The sequence below is a fragment of the Paraburkholderia largidicola genome (genome assembly GCF_013426895.1).
GTDB classification, from domain to species: Bacteria; Pseudomonadota; Gammaproteobacteria; order Burkholderiales; family Burkholderiaceae; genus Paraburkholderia; species Paraburkholderia largidicola.
Map to the genome: position 1 here is coordinate 626,756 of NZ_AP023175.1, position 21,816 is coordinate 648,571.

Here is a 21,816-nt window from a genome sequence, read left to right on the forward strand (position 1 = left end):
TTCTTGTTGCTATGTCACGACCTTCCACCAGCGCGGCAACAAGCGCTTCACATCCGCGCGCCGATACCGGTCGTCGATCAGATGCACGACGCCCGCATCCTGCTCGGTGCGAATCACCCGCCCCGCCGCCTGCACGACCTTCTGCATGCCCGGATACAGATACGCATAGTCGTAGCCGTTGCCGAACTGCGCATCGAAGGTGCGGCGCATCTGCTCGTTGACGTCGTTCATCTGCGGCAAGCCGAGCGTCGCGATGAACGCGCCGACCAGCCGCTCGCCGACCAGATCGATGCCTTCCGAAAACGCGCCGCCCAGCACCGCGAAACCGACACCCGCGCCGCTCGTCGTGAAGCGCGCGAGGAACGCGTCGCGCGCGGTCTCGTCCATGCGCGGCTCCTGCGTCCAGATGGGCACGTGCGGATGCCGCTCGCGCATCGATCCGGCGACGCGCTGCAAGTAGTCGAAGCTGCTCAGAAAGCCGAGGTAGTTGCCCGGACGCGCGGCGTACTGCTGCGCGATCAGATCGACGATCGGTTCGAGCGAACGCTCGCGGTCGCGCCAGCGCGTCGACACATGATGCGCGACATGCACATCCAGTTGCTCGGCCCTGAACGGCCCTTCGACGTCGAGCCAGCCAGTCTCGTCGGGCAGACCGAGCATGTCGCGATAGAAGTGCTGCGGGCTGAGCGTGCCGGAGAACACGATCGTCGCGCGCGCGGCGGCATAGCGCGGCTTGAGGAACGGCGCCGGAATCACGTTGCGCACGCAGATCTGTGTGGCAGGTTTCGCGCGGGCTGCGCCTTGCTGGGCTTCAAGCGTTACGTCGACTATGGAATGATCGCCGAACTGCTCGACGAGCGACATGAAATGCAGCGCGTCGAAATAGAAACGCAGCGCATTTTCATCGACGGATTGCGGGGTTTCTGCAAGCTGATCGCCAATGGAGGCGATCAGGTTTTGCAAAGCCGATTGCAGCTTTGGCGGTACTTCGGGAAGCACGTCATACGCAGCATCCCGCTCGCGGTTCAACGCATTCCATTCGCGGCTCAGGCGATCGAATGGCTTTTTCAGTGCGGTGGGCGCAGTATGGCGCGCGCCGCGAAACGCGTGCTGATCGAGTGTCGCGCTGTACATGCGGCGCGCGCGGTCGGGCAGATTGTGCGCTTCGTCGGCGAGCACGGCGACGCGCCAGCCATTCAGCTGCGTAAGCGCGTAAAGCATCGCGCTGCTGTCGAAGTAATAGTTGTAGTCGCCGATCACGATGTCGCACCAGCGCGCCATTTCCTGCGCGAGATAGTACGGACAGATGCCATGCGCGAGCGCCGCTTCGCGCACGGCTGCGCGGTCGAGCGTGCGCGCCTGCAACGCCGTGTCGCGCGCGGCGGGCAGGCGGTCGTAGAAGCCGCGCGCGAGCGGACAGGATTCGCCGTCGCACGAGTTGTCGGGATGCTCGCAGGCTTTGTCGCGCGCGACGAGTTCGAGCGTGCGCAACGGCAGCGTGGTTTCACCGCGATGCAGGGATTCGACGGCTTCGAGGGCGAGCGCGCGGCCCGGCGTTTTTGCCGTCAGGAAGAACACACGGTCCAGATGATCCGCACCGCACGCCTTCAGCAGCGGAAAGATCGTGCCGAGCGTCTTGCCGATGCCCGTTGGCGCCTGCGCCATCAGACAGTGCCCGTCGCGCGCCGCGCGAAACACGGCCACGGACAGTTCACGCTGACCGCTGCGAAACTCGCCGTACGGGAAACGCAGCGCATTCAATGCGGCGTTGCGCGCCTCGCGATGCGCCTCTTCACGCGCCGCCCACGCGATGAAGCGCTCGCATTGATCCTCGAAGAACGCGCGCAGCGACGCGGCCGTGTGCTGTTCCGTCAGCACGGTTTCCTTCTGGTCGGCGATATCGAAGTACACCAGGGCGACCGTCAATTCGTCGAGCGCGCGCGCCTCGCACAGCAGATGCCCATACACCAGCGCCTGCGCCCAATGCAGTGCACGATGATTCGCAGGCATTCGTTCAAGATCGCCGCGGTGCGTCTTGATTTCTTCGAGCCGGTTCAGCGCGGGATCGTAACCATCGGCGCGACCGCGCACCGTGAGACCGCCATGCGTACCCGTCAGCGTGATCTCCGCTTCATAGCCGGACGCACGGCGTGCCGTCACGGCCTGATGGCCGGCGATGCCTTCGAGCGCCGACGGCGCGGGCGTGAAGCGCAGATCGAGATCGCCGCGCCGCGCGGTGAATTCGCAGAGCGTGCGCACGGCGACGATGTACGTCATGCCGCCTCCGTGTCCGCCGCGCTGATGGCGAGCGTTTCGTCAGCGCTTTCGGTCCAGCGGATATCGAGCACGCGCACGGGCATATCGTGCTGCACGCAGTACGCGAGCCAGCGGATCTGATTGTCCTGCAGGCGATCGCCCGGCCCTTTCACTTCGATCAGCTCATAGCGCCGCTCGCGCGGCCAGAAGCGGATCAGATCGGGCAGTCCCGAGCGGTTCGCGCGAATATCCAGCAGCAGCCGTTCGAACCACAGCTTCAGATGTGCAGCGGGCAGGCAATCGAGCGCAAGCGTCAGCAACTCGGGCGTGAGCATGCCCCAGAACACGAACGGCGACTGCAAGCCAGCTTTGGTTTCGAAATGACGCAGGATCGTCTCGCGGTACGTGCCGCCGTCCAGTTGCGCGAAGCAGGCATCGAACTGCGCGGCGCGGCGCGCGCGGAAGTCGGGCGCGTGCAGATCGGCGGGGCCGCGCTGAAACGGGTGGAAGAACGCGCCCGGCACGGCCTCGAAAACAGGCTCCCAGCACAGCAGACCGAACAGCGAATTGATTAGCGCGTTTTCGACGTAATGCACGGGCGCGTCATCCGTCGACAGATGATCGCGCACCGCGTATTCGACGGCGACGGGTTCCAATGGACGCGGCAATTCGAGCATGCCGCGCTGCGCCGCGCGCACGCCGGCAGGCTTTTGCGCGGCAACGCCGAGCCGCCGTTGCAGGCGCGGCAGCATGCGCGCCACGCGCTGCTGCTCCTCTTCGCTCTCGGGAGCGGCGGCCGCCTGCAACGCCAGCGCGAGCGCGGCTTCATCGCGGCTGTCGCGCTCCAGCACGCGCATGCGCCTGTGCCGCGCGCCGGGCCATGTGCAGCGCTCGTAGATGCGCAAGGCAGCCTCCCAGTCGCGCCGGCGTTCGGCCTGATAGCCGATCGCATACAGCAGCTTCGCGCGGCGCAATGCGAGCCATGGGTTGTGCTGGGTATCGATTGCATCGACGGCTTCGAGCAGCGGGTCGAGTGATTCATCACCCGTCAACTCCAGCGCTTCGCGGCACGCGTGCAGCGCCAGATAGCAGTCGACGTCGCCGCGCTGCTGGAACGCCCGCGACGACGGCGCGAACGCCACGCGCTCGTACTGATACACGCCGAGATCGGCGAGCACGAACTCGGACCAGTCCTGATGCAGATTGCCGAAGAACATCAGCCGGAAGCGCTCGCACAGCGGCGCGACGAGCACGCGCAACGCGGCTTCCTCAGCCGCTGCATCCCATTCGCGAAAACGCTTTTGCAGCGCGTGCGCGGGGTCTGCGACGCGCAGCGCTTCGAGCCATTCGGCCTTGCGCAGGCCCTTGAGCGAAGACGCCGCGGCGAACATGCGTTGAAGTTCGGGGCGCGTCGCGCACGCAAACAGTTCGTCGAGCGACATGCCCGCGTCCGCATTGACCCAGCCGAGCGCGGCCAGCGGCGCCGCCGCCTGCACGGGACAACCGATTTCCGCATACGCGAGCCGCCCCGTGCGAAACAGCGTGCCTTTGCGCATCAGCATGCGCACGAGCAGCGCGCGCGATGCTTTCGGCAGGCGCGCGTCGTCGCGTAGAAATGTGTCGAGAAAGGTTCGCTCGCTGTCGTCGAGCAGATCGTCGTAACGGCTCGCGATCCACGCGAGCGCGCGCTCGAAATTCGACAGGTAATAGAACGGATCGGGAGCGTCGGTCGGCACGGCTATCGGACACGGAGGGCTGTATATTTATACAGCCATGATAGCAAAACCCACGGTCTGCGAACCCGGAAACCTGCAGGGAAACCGAATTAGCGAGACTGGGGCGCTATCCGCGAGACTGAATTTACCGAATGAGTGAGACTGCCCGGATGGGTGGTCGCGCCTTGCGGTATCCCCCGCTTCGGCTTTGCCTAAAGAGCAATCTGAGAGGCCGATTTTCTCGCGAGGGAGACGTTCGAACGTCTTATGCACAAAGACGAGAGGCTGAAACTGGCCGACCACGGTTCGATGCTGATTGCATAGGGTGCTCGCCAGAGATCGATCCCTTCGGGCCGTTATCGACCCGGAGCGGACAATGAGATTGCTCGACAGCGGACACTCAATCGGCGGACGCTTGAATAGCGTTTTGATCCCATATCGGGCCGAATCGGTGCGCGACATGTTTGCCTGCATGTCTGCGATTCGGACGCTAGCAATACGAGTCGTGTCGTATATCTCGCTCAGATTGCAGAGCACTTTACGGCTCGATCGTCAGTTGATCGGATTTGATCCAACGAAGCAGATGCTTGCCAGAAGCGTTGCCGTAGTCCACATAGGCCCAACCGGACGGCGACTGCTTCAATACCGATACTCTATCGTTTTTGACCAGATAGGCGCGTCCCGCGCTGGCATCATCCGGGGCGTTATAAAGTGTCGCTCTTTGCACCGATATGGTCGCCACGAGATGACCCGTTGCTTCGGTGGACGAAACCGATTTACCGGTTGTGCCAATGCCCGCCTTTGCAAGCGCGTCGTCAATCAGTCGCGCATCGTTTTGCGCACCTGCGGCATGCAAAGCGGCCGCAATCCCCTGGTACACTCCACGATTGGCCGCTGACGGTGGGTCGCAACGAAGGAGATTGTCGGCGCCCGAATCGTTGCTAGTGAGTGACCTCGGTGGTTGGCCAGCGCCGATAAACCGCATCAGTCTGCTGGCCGATGGACGGTCGTCCTTCAACATCAGGTTCGTCTGGTCGTCGGTTCCCCACTGAGCGGATTGGCCCGTCTGCCAGCCCGCTCCGCATATCTCACCAGTTTGATCAGCTGTAATGCACCCCGTGCGAATCTCGATGGCGGAACAGTATTCCCGGCTCGCATTGGACTCCGCTTGCCCGGGCTTCGACGAAACTGATCCCGACTCGATTCGTCCAATAACGACATATTGGCCGGACGGCGAGATATTGCTGTCATTCGGAGGCTCCATTACCGCACCGGGCGAGATCGATTCACCAGCTTTTGGCAATACGCTGAATGTCGTGCCGTTCGGGAAATAGAATATGGCCTCCTGCCATGCACGCTGGGATAACGGGGCTTGAGGGTTCGTGGCCTTGCCATACAGAATTGAGCCTCCGCCCGGCAATCCGAAACGGAGTGTGGACGGCGGAGCAGCGGCGACAGCCAATTCGACTGTACCGCCGGTTAGCACCAAAATCGCAGCAATGGCCGCGCCGATACGTACAGCCTGTATGCGAGGAGAGCGGGTTCGATACGGTGGAGTATTAGCTTTCATGAATTCAGAAGTCGCGTTTTTCAGTTTGGCATTCCCAGCGCCTGAACCAGATGATCATATCGCCCCGGTGCGACTGACTGTCCGTTGACCTGCGCCATGAAGCGTGATGGGCCATAGTCCTGCAAAATGCTGGTTTCGTAAGCACGCCTGTTCGCCCCCCACTCATTGGGATTGCGAGACACATGCGGATTGTTCTGGAAAAATCGATCCAGCGAAGCTTTCATGCTGTTTGCCGTCGCACCCGGCGCATTCACGTCCTGATCCAGGACGGTCGCGCGGCCAAGCGGCGATTGAAGATAGTCCTTGATCTGATAGGAATAGCCACTGAGACTCTTGCCAATCGCGTGATTGAGGCGATCGATGAAGTCCTTGACCTGCAGTTCCTGATACTGCGGCGACGATACAGCATGCGCCATCGACGCAACAGGTGGGCACTTTACTGGTTTGCCGAAAGTTGCAAGCGAACAATCGCGCCGCAGCGCGGTGTAGAGATCGTCGCCAACGATCCGGGTGCCATTCGTAAATGTCGAATGCGAATACCCGAGCGAAGCATCGCTACCTGAACCGGTGACGGTCCAGCCGCAACCGGAAAAATACTGTTCATACTCGGCCGGATACGCGTCGCGAAAAGCAGCGATCTGAGTGGCTAACTCGCCCCGACTCTGCGCGCCACGGATAGTCTTTTGCATCGCCCCTGCGCTGATAATTGCTTTGTCGATCGCCTGGACCGTGTCCACCTTGCCTTCATTCTGAGACATCGCACGGAGAATCTTGTCCTCGGTCTCGCTCAATTTCCCACTAGCACGCATCGTGGTCAACGCAGCGCACGCACCTAACGAAATCGTACCCGTATGCTGCGGGCCGTACCAATAGGTGTGTGCATCTGCCTTGTATCGTGTTCCGGTGACAGACATGCAGCAGCCGCAAGCACAAGCGTCGGGATTAAAGAAATTCCCCACAAGACCAAGAGGATGCACGTGGCAAACGTTCGCGCTCGTCGGCCATCCGGTCACACCGCTGATCCCAGCCCAAAATCGCAGCACATCAATCCGCGTCTTCTCCGCCTGCCATACAGGCAACCCTGCATGCATATGCGAATCGAGCGCATCCCACTTGCTCATCTCCCCGCCCCATTCACTCTCGTATCGCACGATCAGATGATCGATCCGATCCGCGAGCCAGGGATTGCCGAGCGCCATCTGCAATTCGTGCGCAGTGATCTTGCCATCGCGTTGCCCTAGAGCGTCGATTGCGTCTTCGAGTTTGCGAATAGTTTCGTCGGAGCGCGCATTGGCAAATGAACTCTCGAATTGCGCGATCTCATCCGGCGTGCCACTGTCTGCAATATAAAGTGCTCGCGTGAACATATCGGAAACCGACGTCTGCAGAGTCAGCACGTCGAACCCCGGCCAATCCCAGGGACTTTTCAGCTCAACGAGAGGATGCCCGTGATCGCAGACCCAACCGTTGACTTCGGCATTGTTCTCGTCGGCGATGCTCACTGCGTACCACGTCTTGTTGTCAGCATCGACGCAACGTCGCGCCGATGCGGTACTCACCACACGCGTCCAGGCTGCCGCCGCCCCGCCCGTCGCTTGAAGGGTCAAGGGAAACTGGCTCCACGCCGGGCGATCCTGATTGCCTTGCGGATCAGAACGTGCAATCCAGAGCGCCTGATTATTGATCGGCTGTCCGTTTGCGGTTACCTGCAAGACCTTCCGCCAGGGACCGCTCGCTGGCGAGCCCGGGGCGTCCTTGACGGATGCTCCGTGCGGGATCGATGAACTGGGAGAAGACGGCTGCACCAGCTTTGCGCCTTTCGAAATCAGCAAGAGATTGCGCGATTTCGGATCGAGTTGCTGCGCCCGTGCGCGGCTGCGCGAAATGAAAGCGTTGATGTCGTCGCCCGTGAAGACCTCGACATGAAGCAGCGGTCGTTCACCCTGCTTGGGCGGCAAGCTATGATGCGCCCGCGCTTCCACGAGCCGCTGATACTCACCAATAAGCGCAATCGTCTCGCCTGCGGCGATCGCATGAGGCTTCGGCAGGACATGGATCTGATCCACCGCAGACGGCTGGCTTTGCTTGTCCAGCTCGCCCAGAAAAACCCATCCTGTCGCGGCATCCGCTGGCAAGGCGGCGCCGTCCTGATACGACTGAACCGTACCCGACACAAAACTCGCGATCTTGCCCCATGAGCCGTGCTTCTGGCCGACCTTGATCTTCGTATCGCGCGCAAGCCAACCTGTCGCTGCGCTACCCGCCGTATGCGACGCCCGCACGCGCAGGCCGGACTGGCTGTGATCCTCGGAACCAGCCGCGTTCTTGCGAGGATCGTTTGCCTTGTTCCCCACCGTGTAGATATCGGTCGCACCGTAGTAGGCGGGCAGTGCCTTCGACGTTCCGTAACCATCGAGCGGCAGCGTGTGCATATAAAGGCTGAAAAACGTCAAAACGTCTTCGGCAGGTGTGCTCGTGTTCTGCGCAGGCGCGGCGTTTGGCGTATTCGCCGCCGGCTGTGCGGGTGGTGCGGACGGCGTGGATGGCGCGGGCGGCTTTGGCAATACGAGCCGATGCCGCACCAGCGTGAATCCGCTCGAGTATCCAGCCTTGAGACTTTCCGGATATGCGAGTTCCTGCATCTTCGAATTGAGGCGAAACGCGACGACTTCACCGTCCGCAATACACTTGACGCCGGCGTCCTGGTCGAACCTGCCAGCTGTGCCTTTTCCGAAATGGATGCCACCGTGCCAGAGCCCGTTCGCACCGAGTGGATAAAAGCCATCTTCCGATGCACTGAGCGCGCTCAGATACTCTTCGGGAGCGGGCTGCGCACCGGGGTTCTTCAATGAAAACGGATACGCCCAATTCTCGACTTGCGACGGCTTGTCCTGTTGCTGCGCCACTAGCTATCCTTTATTCAGTTCGTTTTTTACGGGACGCCCCATCGTCGTCACCCCGAAAAGTCTACTGACCGCTTCGGCTCGCTGTTAGTCCACGACGGGAACTTCTCGTCAAGCCGGACGGGCCCGTTGAAGCCGTGCTGAGCGCCCTTCACATCGATCGCGCCGGGTGCGTGAATCTCGATGTTGCCGTCTTTCAGCCGGATGTATGCGCCACCCGAAGTCAGCAGGATCTCCTGTTTCGCCACGCCTTCGATCGTCTGTGTCGCCGAGATGAGTTTGACGGACTTTTGCGCAGTCACTTCGATGTTGTCGTCGTGCGCCTGAATCTCGACCTTGCCTTTGCCCGCGAACAGTTTCATGCCCGCATTTTGCGCGAAGAGGCTGAGCTTTTGCGCGACGCTCGCTATCAGCGACTTACCCGTTGCCACATGAACACTTTGACCGGCAACCAGATTGATCTGTTCGTTGGCTGCAAAATGCGTCGATTGCTGCGTCGACAACGCGATGCCCGCGGGGCTGGCCATCAGCATGACGGGCTCGCTGAACGCATTTGCGCTACCCGTGCCACCGCCAGCCGTGTTGCCGCCGCTCGCACTCGCGCCCGTTGCGCTCGATAGCGTTGCCTTTGCGAAATCCTTCAGGGCGTTCTGGCCGTCTAAAAACGATTCGGCCTGATGGGTCTCGCTCGCTTGCGAGAGCGCATCCAGTACGCTCTGCGCGTTGGTGATCTGCGTGTGTGCTTCACTTACGTCGAGTTGCTGACTTGGAGCGCTCTTCGCGTGCGTGCTGACGTAAATGCCCTGGCCTGCCCGGATCGCGCCATACGCATCCGAGTTCAGATCAAAACCGCTGCCCAGGTAGCCGCCTCTTTCATTCCCGTTCTGCGCAATCAGATAACCCATATGCAAATATGAATTCGCGCTGCTGCTATAAAGCTGAAGGCGGTTCTGCCCAGTCGCATCATCCATCACCATCTGGTTGTATCCACTACCTCCGAACTCCTTCGACCGATACCCAGACAGCAAACCATTCGAATGCCACTGCGGTTTAATAGCACCGTTATAAACACGCGCAACCACAATCGGCCGATCACAATCACCATCGACGTAATCGACGAGTACTTCTTCCCCCACGCGAGGCAGATGCACACCGCCATAACCGCCGCCTGAATCCGACTGCACGACGCGCAACCAGCACGACGCCCGTTCATCACCGCTATTGAGCCGGTCCCAGATGAAGCGCACCTTGATGCGATTCAGTTCGTCGGTATAGACCTCTTCGTTCTGCGGGCCGACGACTATCGCCGATTCGAGTTGCACATCCGGCTTCGCGTGCTCGAATGGACTCCGATAAGGAACGGTTGTCCGCTGCGCCTCGATATCGACGCGATAGAAGCCTTCCGCTCCCTCTCCGATCAGCGTGCTCGGCGCAGATGCACCTTCATGTCGCGCGCGCAATGCCGCCACAGTTGCCTGAAGGCTATGCGGAAAGACGGGCGCATCGTTGCTGACAGGCAGATTGTTCCCGATTGTCCAGACGGTTTCAATCACGGCGAATTCCCGCTGATCGGCCGCATCGCGATCGTGATCGGGATGGCCGCTCAATGTGAAGCGCTGTCCGGCATCGATACCGCGCATACCGCCGACACCATGGAAGCGCTTCGCTCGCGACTCCCACTCTTCCATACGGATGCGCGAAAGCTGATCGCCGCGATCCTGCTCGCCGTAGGTATAAGCACCGGTATATTCGTACACCTCTGCCTGCGCCGGCAATGCGCCCTGTGACGGCATCGTCGGCGTGCTGGTGCCCTTCGGGTTATAGATACCGGCGGGGTTTTTATAGTCGAACGTACGCGTCGTCAGCAGCGCGCTTTGCAACGTGCGCGTGCCCGACCATTGCGTGAGCGCATCCGTCTCGCTGTTCGCTCCAGCACGGTAGAAGCTCACCGTTTTCGGCGACGTGGGCTTGAATGACGACAGATTGTCGGCGATCACCAGCGTATGTGACTTGCCGTCCTCTGCCTGCTGCCAGAAACCATAAAGACCTTCCGATTCCAGCAATCGATGCACGAAGTTCCAGTCGTATTCGTCCTGCCGGCAATACGAACGCGTAGGCAACTGCCGGGAGAGTGCAAACTGGAATCGTCCTTGAGCCTGAGGATGAGCATTGAAAACATCACTGACGATTTCTTCGACGCTCACGTCCTGCCAGATACGCTGATCGCGCCTGAACTTGAGGAAGTGCATCCACGACGCAAAGCCGATCTGATAGCTCGTTAGCGTGCTATCCGAACCGAGCCGGCGTGCGGTATGGACAAAGCCGTTATGCGGCAAATAGGACTTATCGGACTGCTGGATCCAGAGCGTAACGGGCTGCGCGATCAGTTTCTTGAGTTCGATGTTCGACGACATCGAAACGACGTCCAGCGTGAACTCGAAGTGTCGCCCGACGCGCGAGTTGCCGACCACTCGTTGCGGCACGAGTACATCGCTGCCGAGCAGTGTATCCAGTTTCAGCAGCCGGTCGCCCTGTGCAAGACGACCTGTGATGGCTGCGATAACGTCCTGCGCCCCCATAACCCCTCTTTTTATCCGTTACTATTTAGCCCGCGCGATTCTACAAGAATAAAACGAATAAACCATTGGCCAGATTTTAAAAAATCATTAGTTTGGAATCGAGAAAGGTTAAATATGCGTCGGGCATTTTAAATGACGCGAAAATTCTACTTATGATTCGTATATCCGGTAATGCATACCGGGTGCTTTCGCGTAGGGTCGGCGGCTAACGGATGCATTGCGGCGAATCAAGCCGCCCGCACACCGTAAGCGCTCGTAGCCGAATCGATCTGCTGCGACTCGGTCATGACGGGATACAACCGGTAGCTCGGCGCGACGCTGACAGAACCGCTTCGTCGAACATCGCGAGACTTCCTTCGGTAAAGACGAATGGAGGTATTGTCAGCGATTCAGGTCATCGCGCCGAATGGCTCCTATTGGCCGATCACGGTCCGTTGCTGATTGCATAAGGTGCTCGCCAGAGATCGATCCCCTTCGGGCCGTCATCGATCTACAAGGGACGTTCGACACGCGCACCCTCAATGGCTACTTTCGGTGGCAAATCGATCGTTCAGATTCGACCAATCGCGCCCTCATCCGCTAAAAAGCGCCCGGCTTTCCGCGCGTTTTTACCTTCGGCAGTCCCTCCCCCTCGCCCGATTGACATTCCGGGCAATCCTCACCATTCCCCACGAGTCAGGGAAACTCCCGATACAGGAGTCGATGACTAATAATATTATTAATTTCGTCGTATCGATTCCCTTGTTTCACCGCTTCCGTTTCCCGGTAATTGGATCACCGCACATAGGTGAGACGTAACTATGCGCGATAAATTAATAATAATTTTTGACCTTTTATAAACCCGGGGATTTCAGGAGAGACAGGTGCGCAACTTCTTCGTGCTTTCGGCAAGCGCGGTGATGCTGGCCGCGTGCGGCGGCAACAGCGATACACCCAACCCAACAGCGGTAGCGGACGCGCAGACGTCCGCCGCGAATTCAGCATCGGCGGCCGTACAAAGCGAATTCAGGCTGGCGGGCTCTACGCCGCTCGGCATGCGAACCACCACGCCGGCCGTCGTCATCAACGATCCGGACAAGAACCTTCCGCCTTACACGCCACCCTCGCCACCTGTCGCGCTCACCACCACCACGCTCAGCTTCGGCGACTTCACGAGCTATCTCGCGGCGGGCTCCACGCAAGGGTGGGCGCCGGGGCCGACGTCTTCGAGCATCACGATTCCGGCGCCCGCCACCAACGGTACGGGTGCGGGCGACAAGGCCGTCGCGCTCGGCAGCACGTATGCGACGGCATCCTACGAAGCGGACGTCACAGTCGGCAATCCCGTCGGCGCGGGACCGGCCAACGCCGGCTTCATCGTGCGCACGACCAATCCGACGGCGGGCGGCCCGGATAGTTTGACGGGCTACTTCATCGGCCTCGACACGGGCTCGCATACGCTGGTCGTCGGCCGCGAGAACAACAACTGGACGCAGTTCATCCAGTACCCGAACAGCGCAATCGTCGGTGGCAGCACGCACCATCTGAAGGTCACGACGAGTGGCACGGCCATCACCGTCGATCTCGACCAGCAACGCGTGGTCACCGCGAACGACGCGACCAACGCGCTTCCCGCCGCGTTCGCAAGCGGCAGCTTCGGCGTGCGGCGTTTCGGCGTCGGCGCGACGTTCAGCAACGTCACGATCAAGACCTATCCGGCCGTGAAGTCGCCGACCTTCGATTTCTCGAAAGTGGTCGGCATGGTCTATACGCCGTCGACAGCCGTTAACGCGATCGACTTCTGGCAGAACTACGATCCCGCCGTCGTCAATCGCGAACTCACGTATGCGCAGACCTATGGCATCAACACGATCGCCGTATATCTGCACTACCTCGTGTGGGCCAACGACCGGGTCGCGTTCCTGAGCAAGTTCGAGAACCTGCTGGAAATCGCCACGCGCCACGGCATCAAGGTGTCGCCGATCTTCTACGACGACTGCTGGAATCCGACGCCGCAATACGGGCCGCAACCGGCTCCCGTCTGGGGCGTGCACAACAGCCAGTGGGTGCAGTCGCCGGGCACGCCGATCGAACAGGCGTACTTCCAGCCGACGGCATCGAATGCTTCCGTGACGTATAAGGCGAGCCTCGCGAACTACATCACCGACTTCGTCGCGCCGCACCGTAACGACTCGCGCATCCTCTTCTGGGAACCGATGAACGAGCCGGGTTGCAGCGGCAACGGTTCGTTGCAGCAAACGCGCGCGGTGCTGATGAACGATGCGCGCATCGCGATCCTGAATGCGGGCGCCACGCAGCCGATCAATTCGCCGCAGGTGCAGGAGGACGAAGGCACGTACTTCTCTGACTTCTACGCGTTCCATCCGTATGGCAATCCGTACACGGGTCCTGTCAACGGCAGCTACGTGAATGCGCTGAACTCGGAGACGCTGCAACGGGGCTTCACGGGCACGGAGGGACAGACGATGCCGGGCATCGTGTCGAACTACGGCGGCAGCACGGGCTTCATCATCTGGGAGCTGATGATCGGGCGCACCAACACCCGCTTCCACTGGGGCCAGACGCCGGGCGCGCCCGCGACAGTCGAACCGGCGACGCCGTTCCAGGGCACCATCTACCCCGATGGTCACCCGTGGCAGACGTCGGAAGTTCAGGCACTGACGGGTGGATTCGATGTGAAGCTGCCAGTGCTGAACGTCGCGTACTACAACGATCCGAGCTTCAGCAGCGCGCCTGTGAAGACGTCGGTTACACCGCTCGTCGATTTCGATCTGAACACGGAGCGCGGCACCGACTCGCCGGATGCCTCGGCGGGCGTCAATGCGACGAACTACGGTATTCGCTGGACGGGTGCGATCGAGGCGTCCCAGTCAGGCCTCTACACATTCTCGATCAACAGCGACAACGTCGCGCGGCTGTGGATCAACGGCGTCGAGGTCATCAACAAGAAGACTTCGACACGTTCGACGACGAGCGGCATCGTGTGGCTGAATGCGAAGCAGCCGACGTCGATCAAGGTCGAATACGTGCACGGCACGGGTGCGGCAGCCATGCATCTTTCGTGGTGGAATCCGTTGGTGCAAAGTCCTGCTGCTGTGCGGATCGTGCCGTCCAATCCGCTAGTGGCGACGAACTGAGCTTGCTTTAGCAGCGCTCATGAAGCAGGCGTCGCGGGAGCGACGCCTGTTTTCCTGCTTATCTGCAGCTGGTTCACTGCTATGAAAAGTTTGCCTCCCCGGTGGGACAAGTCGCTACTACTACGGCAGGAACTCGACTGGCTGGAACGGCGTCGCGACTGGACGTTTGAGGCGCTTGCGAACGGGCGTCGCCTTGTAACGGACGGCCAGGATGACTAGCGTGTGGTCGGACATGACCGGACTGCTGCCCAATACAGTCCTCGGGACGCGACTCGCAACCGTCCCTCAGCCTTCCCGATAACGGCCACTCACGATCTCCGGGTCGGCATGAGTCAACGGGATTGCTATGCCGCCCTGTCCGCAAACGGAGATCGCAAGACAATCACGTCATCGCGTTCAGGGCCAGTGGTGACCATTGAAACCGGAATGCCGACTTCCTGCTGAATCACTTCGATCAGCGCCGCGGCTTCGCGAGGCAGAGCATCAAACGACCGGATGCCCCGGGTCGAACCGTCCCAACCGTCAAAGCGCACGAGAACCGGCCGCAGGCGCTGCTGTTCAGCTTGGATGGACGGCATGTAGTCGATGTGGTTCCCGTCAAGCTCATAACCCGTGCACACGTATATCGAATCGAAACCGTCGAGCACATCCAGCTTGGTGAGCGCCAGCAGGTCGATGCCAGCGACCTTGCTGCTCTGGCGCAGTTGCACAATGTCCAGCCACCCGCAGCGACGCGGGCGGCCGGTATTGACTCCATACTCCCCGCCGCGCTGCCTGAGCAGGTCACCGGGTGTTCCATCCACTTCGGACGTGAACGGACCTTCACCAACACGCGTTGCGTAGACCTTGCTGACGCCCAGTATCCGCCCAAGATGCGAGGGAGCGATGCCGGTACCACTGGCGGCGCTGGCGGCGACGGTGCTCGACGACGTCACATAGGGATAGCTGCCCCAGTCGACGTCGAGCATCACGGCTTGCGACCCTTCGAATACCGTGCGCTTGCCAGATGCGCGGGCGTTGTCGAGCTGTTCCCAGACGCGTCCCATGTAGGGCAGGATTCTTGGCGCAATCTTCAGCAGATCGCTCAACATGCGGTCTCGCGGCAAAGGTTCGAGACCGAGGCCGCGGAACCACGCGTTATGGTAATCAAGCAGCGCATCCAGTTTCTGGGCGAGCGACTCCGGCTCAGCAAGGTCGCACACGCGCAGGCCCCGGCGACCAACCTTGTCTTCATATGCCGGACCGATACCGCGTAGCGTGGTGCCGATCGGCCTGGTACGCAAACGTTCCTGGGCAGCGTCGATTGCCCGATGGACCGGCAGGACGAGTGTGGCCGTCTCGGCGATCTGCAGCATCTGTGGCGTAACGTGAATGCCTAGCGAGGCCATACGGTCGATCTCTGCAAGCAGCGCCTCCGGGTCGAGCGCCACGCCGTTGCCGATCAGCCCCGGCTTTCCGCGCACGATACCGCTGGGAAGCAGCGCCAACTTGTAGGTCTGCCCGTTCACGACGAGCGTATGACCGGCGTTGTGCCCACCGTTGTAGCGGACGACGATGTCCGCCTCCTCGGCAAGCCAGTCCACGATCTTGCCCTTTCCCTCATCGCCCCACTGCGCGCCAACGACGACAACGTTTGACATACGGTAGCTTTCCTGGTGACTTAATCAAACAGATCCGGATCAGATCTGCGCCCAACCAGTCAACTGTAGTGCGGTACCGTTTCTATGAAAATCGATATAATCTCATCAGATCTGTCAGAAAAAATCACATAGAGATTTGCTGTATGCCACGCCGTCTGCCGCCGTTGAATGCCCTGCGCGTATTCGAAGTTGCCGCCCGGCTCGAGAGCTTTTCAGCCGCAGCGGACGAACTGTGCGTCACGCACGGGGCCGTTAGCCGGCAGGTCGGACTGCTGGAAGGATGGCTTGGACACGACCTGTTTGAACGCCGCGGCCGCAGGGTCGTGCTGAGCGCGCCGGGGCGCGCTTACCTGTCGGAGATATCGGCGGCGCTCGACCGCATCGCGCTGGCCACCAATGAGCAGCTGCGTGTCATGCGACAGCAGATCATCAGGGTCAATGCGCCGACCACTTTCGCGTTGCGTTGGTTATTGCCGCAACTCTCCAACTTCCAGCTAAGCCATCCCGCTGTGGAAGTCAGACTGACGACCTCGGACGAACCGATCGAAAGGCTACGCGAAGAATGCGATGTTGCGATTCGCGGCAGCGAGCAGAAGCCGGCAGGGTACGTGGTCAGTGAATTTCTATCTGAAGTCCGACTGCCCGTGTGTTCACCCAAAGTACTGGATGTCCATCCCATTCACGAAATCGCAGACCTGGCGCATCACACCCTCTTGCATACGGCGACTTATCCTGGGCTTTGGGCCGAATGGTTTGCGGCGTGCGGCAACCCCCAGCTTGCCGCACGCAATTCCCAGCAACTGGATCACTTCTATTTGACGCTGCAGGCTGCCATTGATGGTTTGGGTATTGCGATGGGCCCGACCGCGCTCGTAGCGCTCGATGTCGAAGAGGGCCGTCTCATGTTTCCGTTCGACAGCCCTGCCCTGCCAGCATGGCGCTACTGCAGCTACGTCCCCAATGCTCGCCTCGAGGACCCCGCGATTAACAGCTTTCTGACATGGTTGCGCGATCTGGGGCGTCGTTTCTCACGTCACGTATAGATCGTTAATAGAATCAACTGCAGCCCCTATCTTCGCATCAACGTAGATATCAATGTCATGTGAAGTAGTCAGCGGACCAACGACTGCAGAGCGACTTATAGCGGCCGATGGCAGGCGATCGAACAGGCGGCGGATGTTTGACAGGTCGCCAGGGCGCATGAACTGGCATCAGGAGCCTTGGCAAGCGGCCACTGATTCCACTCAGGACAATGCCAACGCGCACCCTCAATACCTCGCGTAAAGAATCCCCAATATCATCGCTTCATCGTCAAATACGTCGAGTGTGTCCGACAGTGCAGTCAGCGGCCCCGCATTATTGACGAACAGCGCATAAGCGAGCCGCCGGCCGCTTTTCGCGTCGATGTAGCCCGCCATGTTCATCGCGACCATCTGGCCGTTGCTGTCGATGGTCGCGCCGCTCTTCACGAAGATATGTTCCTTGCCTGCGACATTCTTGCCCACAGCCGCGAGCGATCCGTCGATGCCGAGAATTGACAGCGCGTCGTGATACACGGGATACACGGGCAGGCGGCTCATTGCCGCCAGCAGCGTGGCAGTCGTGCGAGCGGTCGCCTGGCTATCGGGCGTGCCGCTGCCGTTGGTGGGGAAGTTGAAGCCCGCGCCGTCGAGGCCGAGCGTGCCCGTCAGATAACGGCGCTCAGTGACCAGTGCATCGCCGACAGTGCGCACGCCTTGCGCAAGCCCCTGGTACATCAAGCTCAGATTCGCACCCGTGTTCAAACTGACCTTCAGCACGAGCTTCGCGAATTCGGAGTACGACATCGAGGTATAGCTCGCAACCTGTGTCGCGCCCGAATAGTCCTGCGATGGCGGCAAGGCGGCCGTCTGGTTCGGCTGCACTGCGGGCGCAGACACACTGACGCCCGCGCGTGCCAGTGCGTCGATAAACGCCGTGCGCGCGAATGAAGGCGGATCCTCGACGCGCAGAATGCTCACGTAGAGGCCATTGCCGACGAGCGGCGACACGAAGCCGAGCGGTATCGTTGCGGGTGCATCCAGACTCTCCGTGCTCGACAGCGTGCCCTTGCAGCCGGGCGCCGCGAGGCACGAGAGCGGCGCCTCGTTCAGCGCATCGCCGGAGACCATGATGTCACTCGTGCTGTTCGCCGCCGTCGTCACGGACGTGCCTTGCATCGTCATCGCGCTGGTGCGCGGCCGCCAGTCGAGCACGCCCGCCGCGCCGACGGCTGCGCCCGGCGTCAGCGTCACGTCGATCACGTTCTCGTTGATCACGATGGGCGAGATCAGCACGTTGCCATTCGGCACGCGAAACGCGTCGAATAGCCGGTCGTCGATGATCACGTCGCCAGCCACGGCCGTGATACCCGACGCTCTCACCTGTTGCGCCAGATCGTTCAACGCAGTGAGCGGATCTTCGGGCGTGAGAATCGCGCCGCCGAAGCCGCGCGCGTCGTTGTGGTCGAAATCGGTGAAATCGACGCTGCCGTCGGGTTTTTGCCGTCCGCCGAATGTCAGATCGCCGGAAGCCTGCAGGATCAGATTGCCCGTCAGCATGCCCGACCCGTCGACCGTGCCGGTGCGATAGACCGGCGTGACGAAGCGATGATCCGCGCCGATCACGTTCAGCGCCGTCGCCACCGAATACAGCTTGCGTACCGATGCCGTCAGCACGAGCATGTCGGGATCGAGCGCGTCGAGCACCTGTCCTGTGTTCGCGTCCATCACGACCATCGACCATTGCGATTTCGCGCTCGTATAGCGCGGCTTGCTCATGATCTGCGCGATCGGATCGCCGTCGTCGCCGCTGCCGCAACTCGCGACGAGCACACAGCACGCAACCGATGCCAGAAGAACTACAAGCGATGCACGCATGGCATTCCTTTCGACAGATTCAGGCGAATGGAGCGGGCCTCGAATTCATTGCAACTTCCAGATCTGCGCCGCAATCATGCCTTCGTCCTGGAACGCGTTCAGCACCGTGTCGAAACCCTCGAATGCCACGTTGTTCACCGACAGGAAGAACGCCAGTCGATGACCGCTCTTCGCGTCGACATACCCGGCAAGCGCCTGCGCCTTGAGTAGCGGCACAGCCGGTGTTGTCGTGCTCAGGCCGACGTACGTACCCGTCTTCGCGTACACCTTGCCCTTCGCGCCCGCGAGCGTCGGGTCCGCTTCGAAGTTGGTGACGGTGGTGAGCGAACCATCCACACCGAGGAAAGGCAGCGAATCGACGTACGTCGTGTAGTCGGGCATCAGGCGCATGCCGCGCAGCAACGTGATAACGGCAGTCGGTTTCGCGGTCGTGTCGCCGCCGCCGCTGCCATCGATAAAGTGATACTGGTCCGGCGTGATCTTGAAGGTCGTCGACAGTTCCTGCTGTTCCGTCGCCAGCGACGTGGCCATGGTTCGCGAGCCGTTCTTCGCGAGACCATATAGCATCAGCGTCACGTCCGCGCCGATGTTGTAGCTGACCTTGTTGACGAAGCGGATGTCCTGCGCATACGGCGCGGAGGTGAGCTGGGCCACCTGTTGCGCGCTCGAATACGAGCCCTGCGCGGGCAGCGAACGCTCGTCGTTCGTGCCGACGGCTGCCGCACTAACCGTTACGCCGACGCGCGCCAGCGCCTCGATGAACACCGTACGCGCGTAGATAGACGGCGCACTGACGCGGAACGTGCGAATCAGCGGATAGGCGTTGGTCAGCGGAGGCTGCATGACGGTGGGCACCGTGCCTGACACCGCGCCGGAACAGTTCGACTGGCCGAAGCATTGCGGCACTTCGTTTTGCGTCGCATCGGGCGTCAGTTCGACTGCGAAATCCGTGGTCGTCGAGTCCGTTTTCAAGGTCGACTGCACCGAGAAGGCTGCGGAGACTGGCCGGTAGGTGAATGGAAGAACGGCCCCGTCCGCGCTCGAACTGAACGAAATATCGACGGCGTCGTCGTTGACCAGCATCGGCGTGACATTGAAGCCCGTTTCTTCGCGGAAGGGAAACGCGTCGAAGAGACGATCGTCGATCACGACATCGCCGTTGACGGTCTTGATGCCTGCGGCGGCCACCTGTGCCGCAAGCGCATCGAAACCTGCCAGCGGATCGGGCGCAGTCAGCACGGCGTTGCCGAGACCGTCGGCTTCGTTGTGATCGAACGCGCTGAGTGCGATGGTGCCGTCCGCATTGGCGCGACCGCCCATCGTCAGATCGCCGCTCGCCACCATGATCAGATTGCCAGTGAGCACGCCGTTGGCGTCGACGGTGCCCTGCTTGTAGACAGGTGTGACGTGTTTGTACTGCGAGCCGAGGATGTCGAGCGCGTTGCCCGTCGAAAAGAGCTTGCGCACGGAAGCGATGAACACCTGCGAACCCGAATTCAGATCGTAGATCACGCGGCCCGTATCCAGATCGACAACCTGCATCGCCCACGTGGCGTTCGCGTAAGCGGGCTTTTGCATGACCTGTGTGATCGCGTTGGGAACGGCCGTATCCGGATGATCCGAGCCGCCGCACGAAACCAGCATCAACGCCGCCACGACAATGCTCCAGCTTGTGTGCTTCCGATCGGATGTCGCGTTCATCGCAGAGGTCTCCCCGCTGGTTATGTCGATTGCGAATGAAAGGCGCCGCTCAAGGCTGGTCTTCGTCCACTATTTCCACCGCCTTGCCCAGCTCGGTGATCACGATGCGCGCGATCGCGTCGGCGGGCCCGCGGCCATCGGGCGTGTCCGCCGTCGTCGCCCACGTTACGACCGTCGTGTTCGAGGTCGGGTCGTACACCATGAACGTGTTGAAACCGTTTATCTGGCCATTGTGTCCGTAGAACGTGCCGAACTTTGCGATACCAAGGCAGTACGCTGGCGAGTTTGGATCGGATGGTGTCAGCGCCGTGCAGGTGGACAGGCGTTTCGACTGGAGGTCGCCATTCAGATAGCCGCCGCCGACCATGCGCTGCACGAACGCGGCCAGTTCCTTGATGGTCGAGATGCCGGAGCCCGCCGTCCAGCCCCAGGAGGGGCTCGCGGTCGTGACATCGGTCGGCTGCAGCGTGCCGTCCTTCGCGGCCGCCTGGCGCGCGGGCGACAGTGCGGAATTCGTGGCCGTCTCGGCGTTGGTGCCCCACAGATAGCTATGCGGTGACGGCGCGGGCAGCGACGAATCGGTCTGTGCGGGCAGATACGTGCCCGTCAGACCCAGCGGTGCGAAGAGCCGCGTCTGGATGGCGTCGGCGGCGCTCATGCCCGTCAGTTGCTCGATGATCATGCCGAGCAGCACCGTATTCGTGTTCGAATAACCGAAGGAGGTATCGGGATCGAAGTCCACCGGATGACTGAACGCAATGATCAGCAGTTCGGCCGTCGTCCAGATCTTGCCCGGCTGCGCGTCGAGCGTCTGGTTAAAGCCGAGATCGCGCGAGTAGTTGTAAAGACCGCTTCGCATCGCGAGCAGTTGCTGGATCGTGATCGCGTCGCCGTTGGGCACGTTCGGCACAAACTTGCTGACAGGGTCGCTCAGATTCAGCTTGCCCTCCTGCACGAGTTGCAGAATGACCGTACCTGTCCACGTTTTCGTCACGCTGCCCACGCGAAAGTACGCGTTCGCGGGAATCGGCGTGTTGGTGCCGCGCTGCGCGGTACCGAACGATTCGAGCCAGTTGCCCTGCGGTGATTGCACGTACACCACCGCGCCGGGCGTCAATGTCGTGCCAAGCAACTGATTGATCTGGGCGCGGGATGCCGTGACATAGGCCGGCTCGTTCGACGTCGATGAACCGCCGCAAGCCGATAGTCCCATCGCGATCAGCAACGCAGATACACGCACGCCAATCGCGAACGCCGATCGCGACTGCGAAAACAGGCGGAAGAGAGCCATTGTTTTTCCTTACGACCTTTACCGCAATGCTTTCCGATTTTCGCGGCGACGGGGCCGGTGGCTTCTGGCTGAAAAATCTGTCGATTATCCGGATAACGCCATCCGAAACGCCGGGATAAACCAGTGT

The 21,816-nt window shown here is 60.9% G+C and carries 11 protein-coding genes; 2 read left to right on the plus strand and 9 right to left on the minus strand.

Going from position 1 to position 21,816, the window contains the following annotated elements:
• Positions 1-9: 9 nt before the first annotated feature.
• The 5 genes from PPGU16_RS19545 to PPGU16_RS19565 form a co-directional block, all read right to left on the minus strand.
• Positions 10-2,277 carry an ATP-dependent DNA helicase gene (locus tag PPGU16_RS19545; RefSeq protein WP_180724433.1) on the minus strand — a complete coding sequence of 756 codons (2,268 nt, stop codon included), beginning with the start codon at positions 2,275-2,277 and terminating at the stop codon, positions 10-12.
• Positions 2,274-3,992 carry a VRR-NUC domain-containing protein gene (locus tag PPGU16_RS19550; protein WP_180724434.1) on the minus strand — a complete coding sequence of 573 codons (1,719 nt, stop codon included), beginning with the start codon at positions 3,990-3,992 and terminating at the stop codon, positions 2,274-2,276. The genes PPGU16_RS19545 and PPGU16_RS19550 overlap by 4 nt, the downstream gene beginning before the upstream one ends.
• A 517-nt stretch (positions 3,993-4,509) precedes the next feature.
• Positions 4,510-5,541 carry a hypothetical protein gene (locus PPGU16_RS19555; protein ID WP_180724435.1) on the minus strand — a complete coding sequence of 344 codons (1,032 nt, stop codon included), beginning with the start codon at positions 5,539-5,541 and terminating at the stop codon, positions 4,510-4,512.
• Between the two features lie 20 nt (positions 5,542-5,561).
• Positions 5,562-8,447 carry a hypothetical protein gene (locus PPGU16_RS19560; RefSeq protein WP_180724436.1) on the minus strand — a complete coding sequence of 962 codons (2,886 nt, stop codon included), beginning with the start codon at positions 8,445-8,447 and terminating at the stop codon, positions 5,562-5,564.
• Between the two features lie 47 nt (positions 8,448-8,494).
• Positions 8,495-11,023 carry a type VI secretion system Vgr family protein gene (locus tag PPGU16_RS19565; protein WP_180724437.1) on the minus strand — a complete coding sequence of 843 codons (2,529 nt, stop codon included), beginning with the start codon at positions 11,021-11,023 and terminating at the stop codon, positions 8,495-8,497.
• 863 nt (positions 11,024-11,886) lie between these two features.
• Here PPGU16_RS19565 and PPGU16_RS19570 point away from each other — a divergent pair.
• A complete protein-coding gene (locus PPGU16_RS19570; protein ID WP_243460635.1) occupies positions 11,887-14,160 on the plus strand; it encodes a PA14 domain-containing protein in 2,274 nt (757 codons plus the stop codon).
• A gap of 344 nt (positions 14,161-14,504) precedes the next feature.
• On the opposite strand, the gene PPGU16_RS19575 is transcribed toward PPGU16_RS19570, so the two are convergent.
• On the minus strand, positions 14,505-15,800 hold the full coding sequence (locus PPGU16_RS19575) for an adenylosuccinate synthase (RefSeq protein ID WP_180724438.1): 1,296 nt from the start codon (positions 15,798-15,800) through the stop codon (positions 14,505-14,507).
• Positions 15,801-15,943: 143 nt separating this feature from the next.
• Here PPGU16_RS19575 and gcvA point away from each other — a divergent pair, with 143 nt between their 5' ends.
• Positions 15,944-16,843 (plus strand): transcriptional regulator GcvA, encoded by a 900-nt coding sequence (gcvA, locus tag PPGU16_RS19580; RefSeq protein ID WP_180724439.1) that lies wholly within the window; start codon positions 15,944-15,946, stop codon positions 16,841-16,843.
• Between the two features lie 225 nt (positions 16,844-17,068).
• On the opposite strand, the gene PPGU16_RS19585 is transcribed toward gcvA, so the two are convergent.
• The 3 genes from PPGU16_RS19585 to PPGU16_RS19595 are packed head-to-tail and all read right to left on the minus strand — an operon-like array spanning position 17,069 to position 21,689.
• Positions 17,069-18,697 (minus strand): D-alanyl-D-alanine carboxypeptidase/D-alanyl-D-alanine-endopeptidase, encoded by a 1,629-nt coding sequence (locus tag PPGU16_RS19585; RefSeq protein WP_180724440.1) that lies wholly within the window; start codon positions 18,695-18,697, stop codon positions 17,069-17,071.
• Positions 18,698-18,742: 45 nt separating this feature from the next.
• Positions 18,743-20,398 (minus strand): D-alanyl-D-alanine carboxypeptidase/D-alanyl-D-alanine endopeptidase, encoded by a 1,656-nt coding sequence (dacB, locus tag PPGU16_RS19590; protein ID WP_180724441.1) that lies wholly within the window; start codon positions 20,396-20,398, stop codon positions 18,743-18,745.
• A gap of 49 nt (positions 20,399-20,447) precedes the next feature.
• On the minus strand, positions 20,448-21,689 hold the full coding sequence (locus PPGU16_RS19595) for a serine hydrolase domain-containing protein (RefSeq protein WP_180724442.1): 1,242 nt from the start codon (positions 21,687-21,689) through the stop codon (positions 20,448-20,450).
• Positions 21,690-21,816: the final 127 nt, after the last annotated feature.

Coding starts and splice junctions, on each gene's coding strand:
- PPGU16_RS19545 (WP_180724433.1), bottom strand. CDS start 2,277: ATGACGTACATCGTCGCCGTGCGCACGCTCTGCGAATTCACCGCGCGG.
- PPGU16_RS19555 (WP_180724435.1), bottom strand. CDS start 5,541: ATGAAAGCTAATACTCCACCGTATCGAACCCGCTCTCCTCGCATACAG.
- PPGU16_RS19565 (WP_180724437.1), bottom strand. CDS start 11,023: ATGGGGGCGCAGGACGTTATCGCAGCCATCACAGGTCGTCTTGCACAG.
- PPGU16_RS19575 (WP_180724438.1), bottom strand. CDS start 15,800: ATGTCAAACGTTGTCGTCGTTGGCGCGCAGTGGGGCGATGAGGGAAAG.
- gcvA (WP_180724439.1), top strand. CDS start 15,944: ATGCCACGCCGTCTGCCGCCGTTGAATGCCCTGCGCGTATTCGAAGTT.
- PPGU16_RS19585 (WP_180724440.1), bottom strand. CDS start 18,697: ATGCGTGCATCGCTTGTAGTTCTTCTGGCATCGGTTGCGTGCTGTGTG.
- dacB (WP_180724441.1), bottom strand. CDS start 20,398: ATGAACGCGACATCCGATCGGAAGCACACAAGCTGGAGCATTGTCGTG.
- PPGU16_RS19595 (WP_180724442.1), bottom strand. CDS start 21,689: ATGGCTCTCTTCCGCCTGTTTTCGCAGTCGCGATCGGCGTTCGCGATT.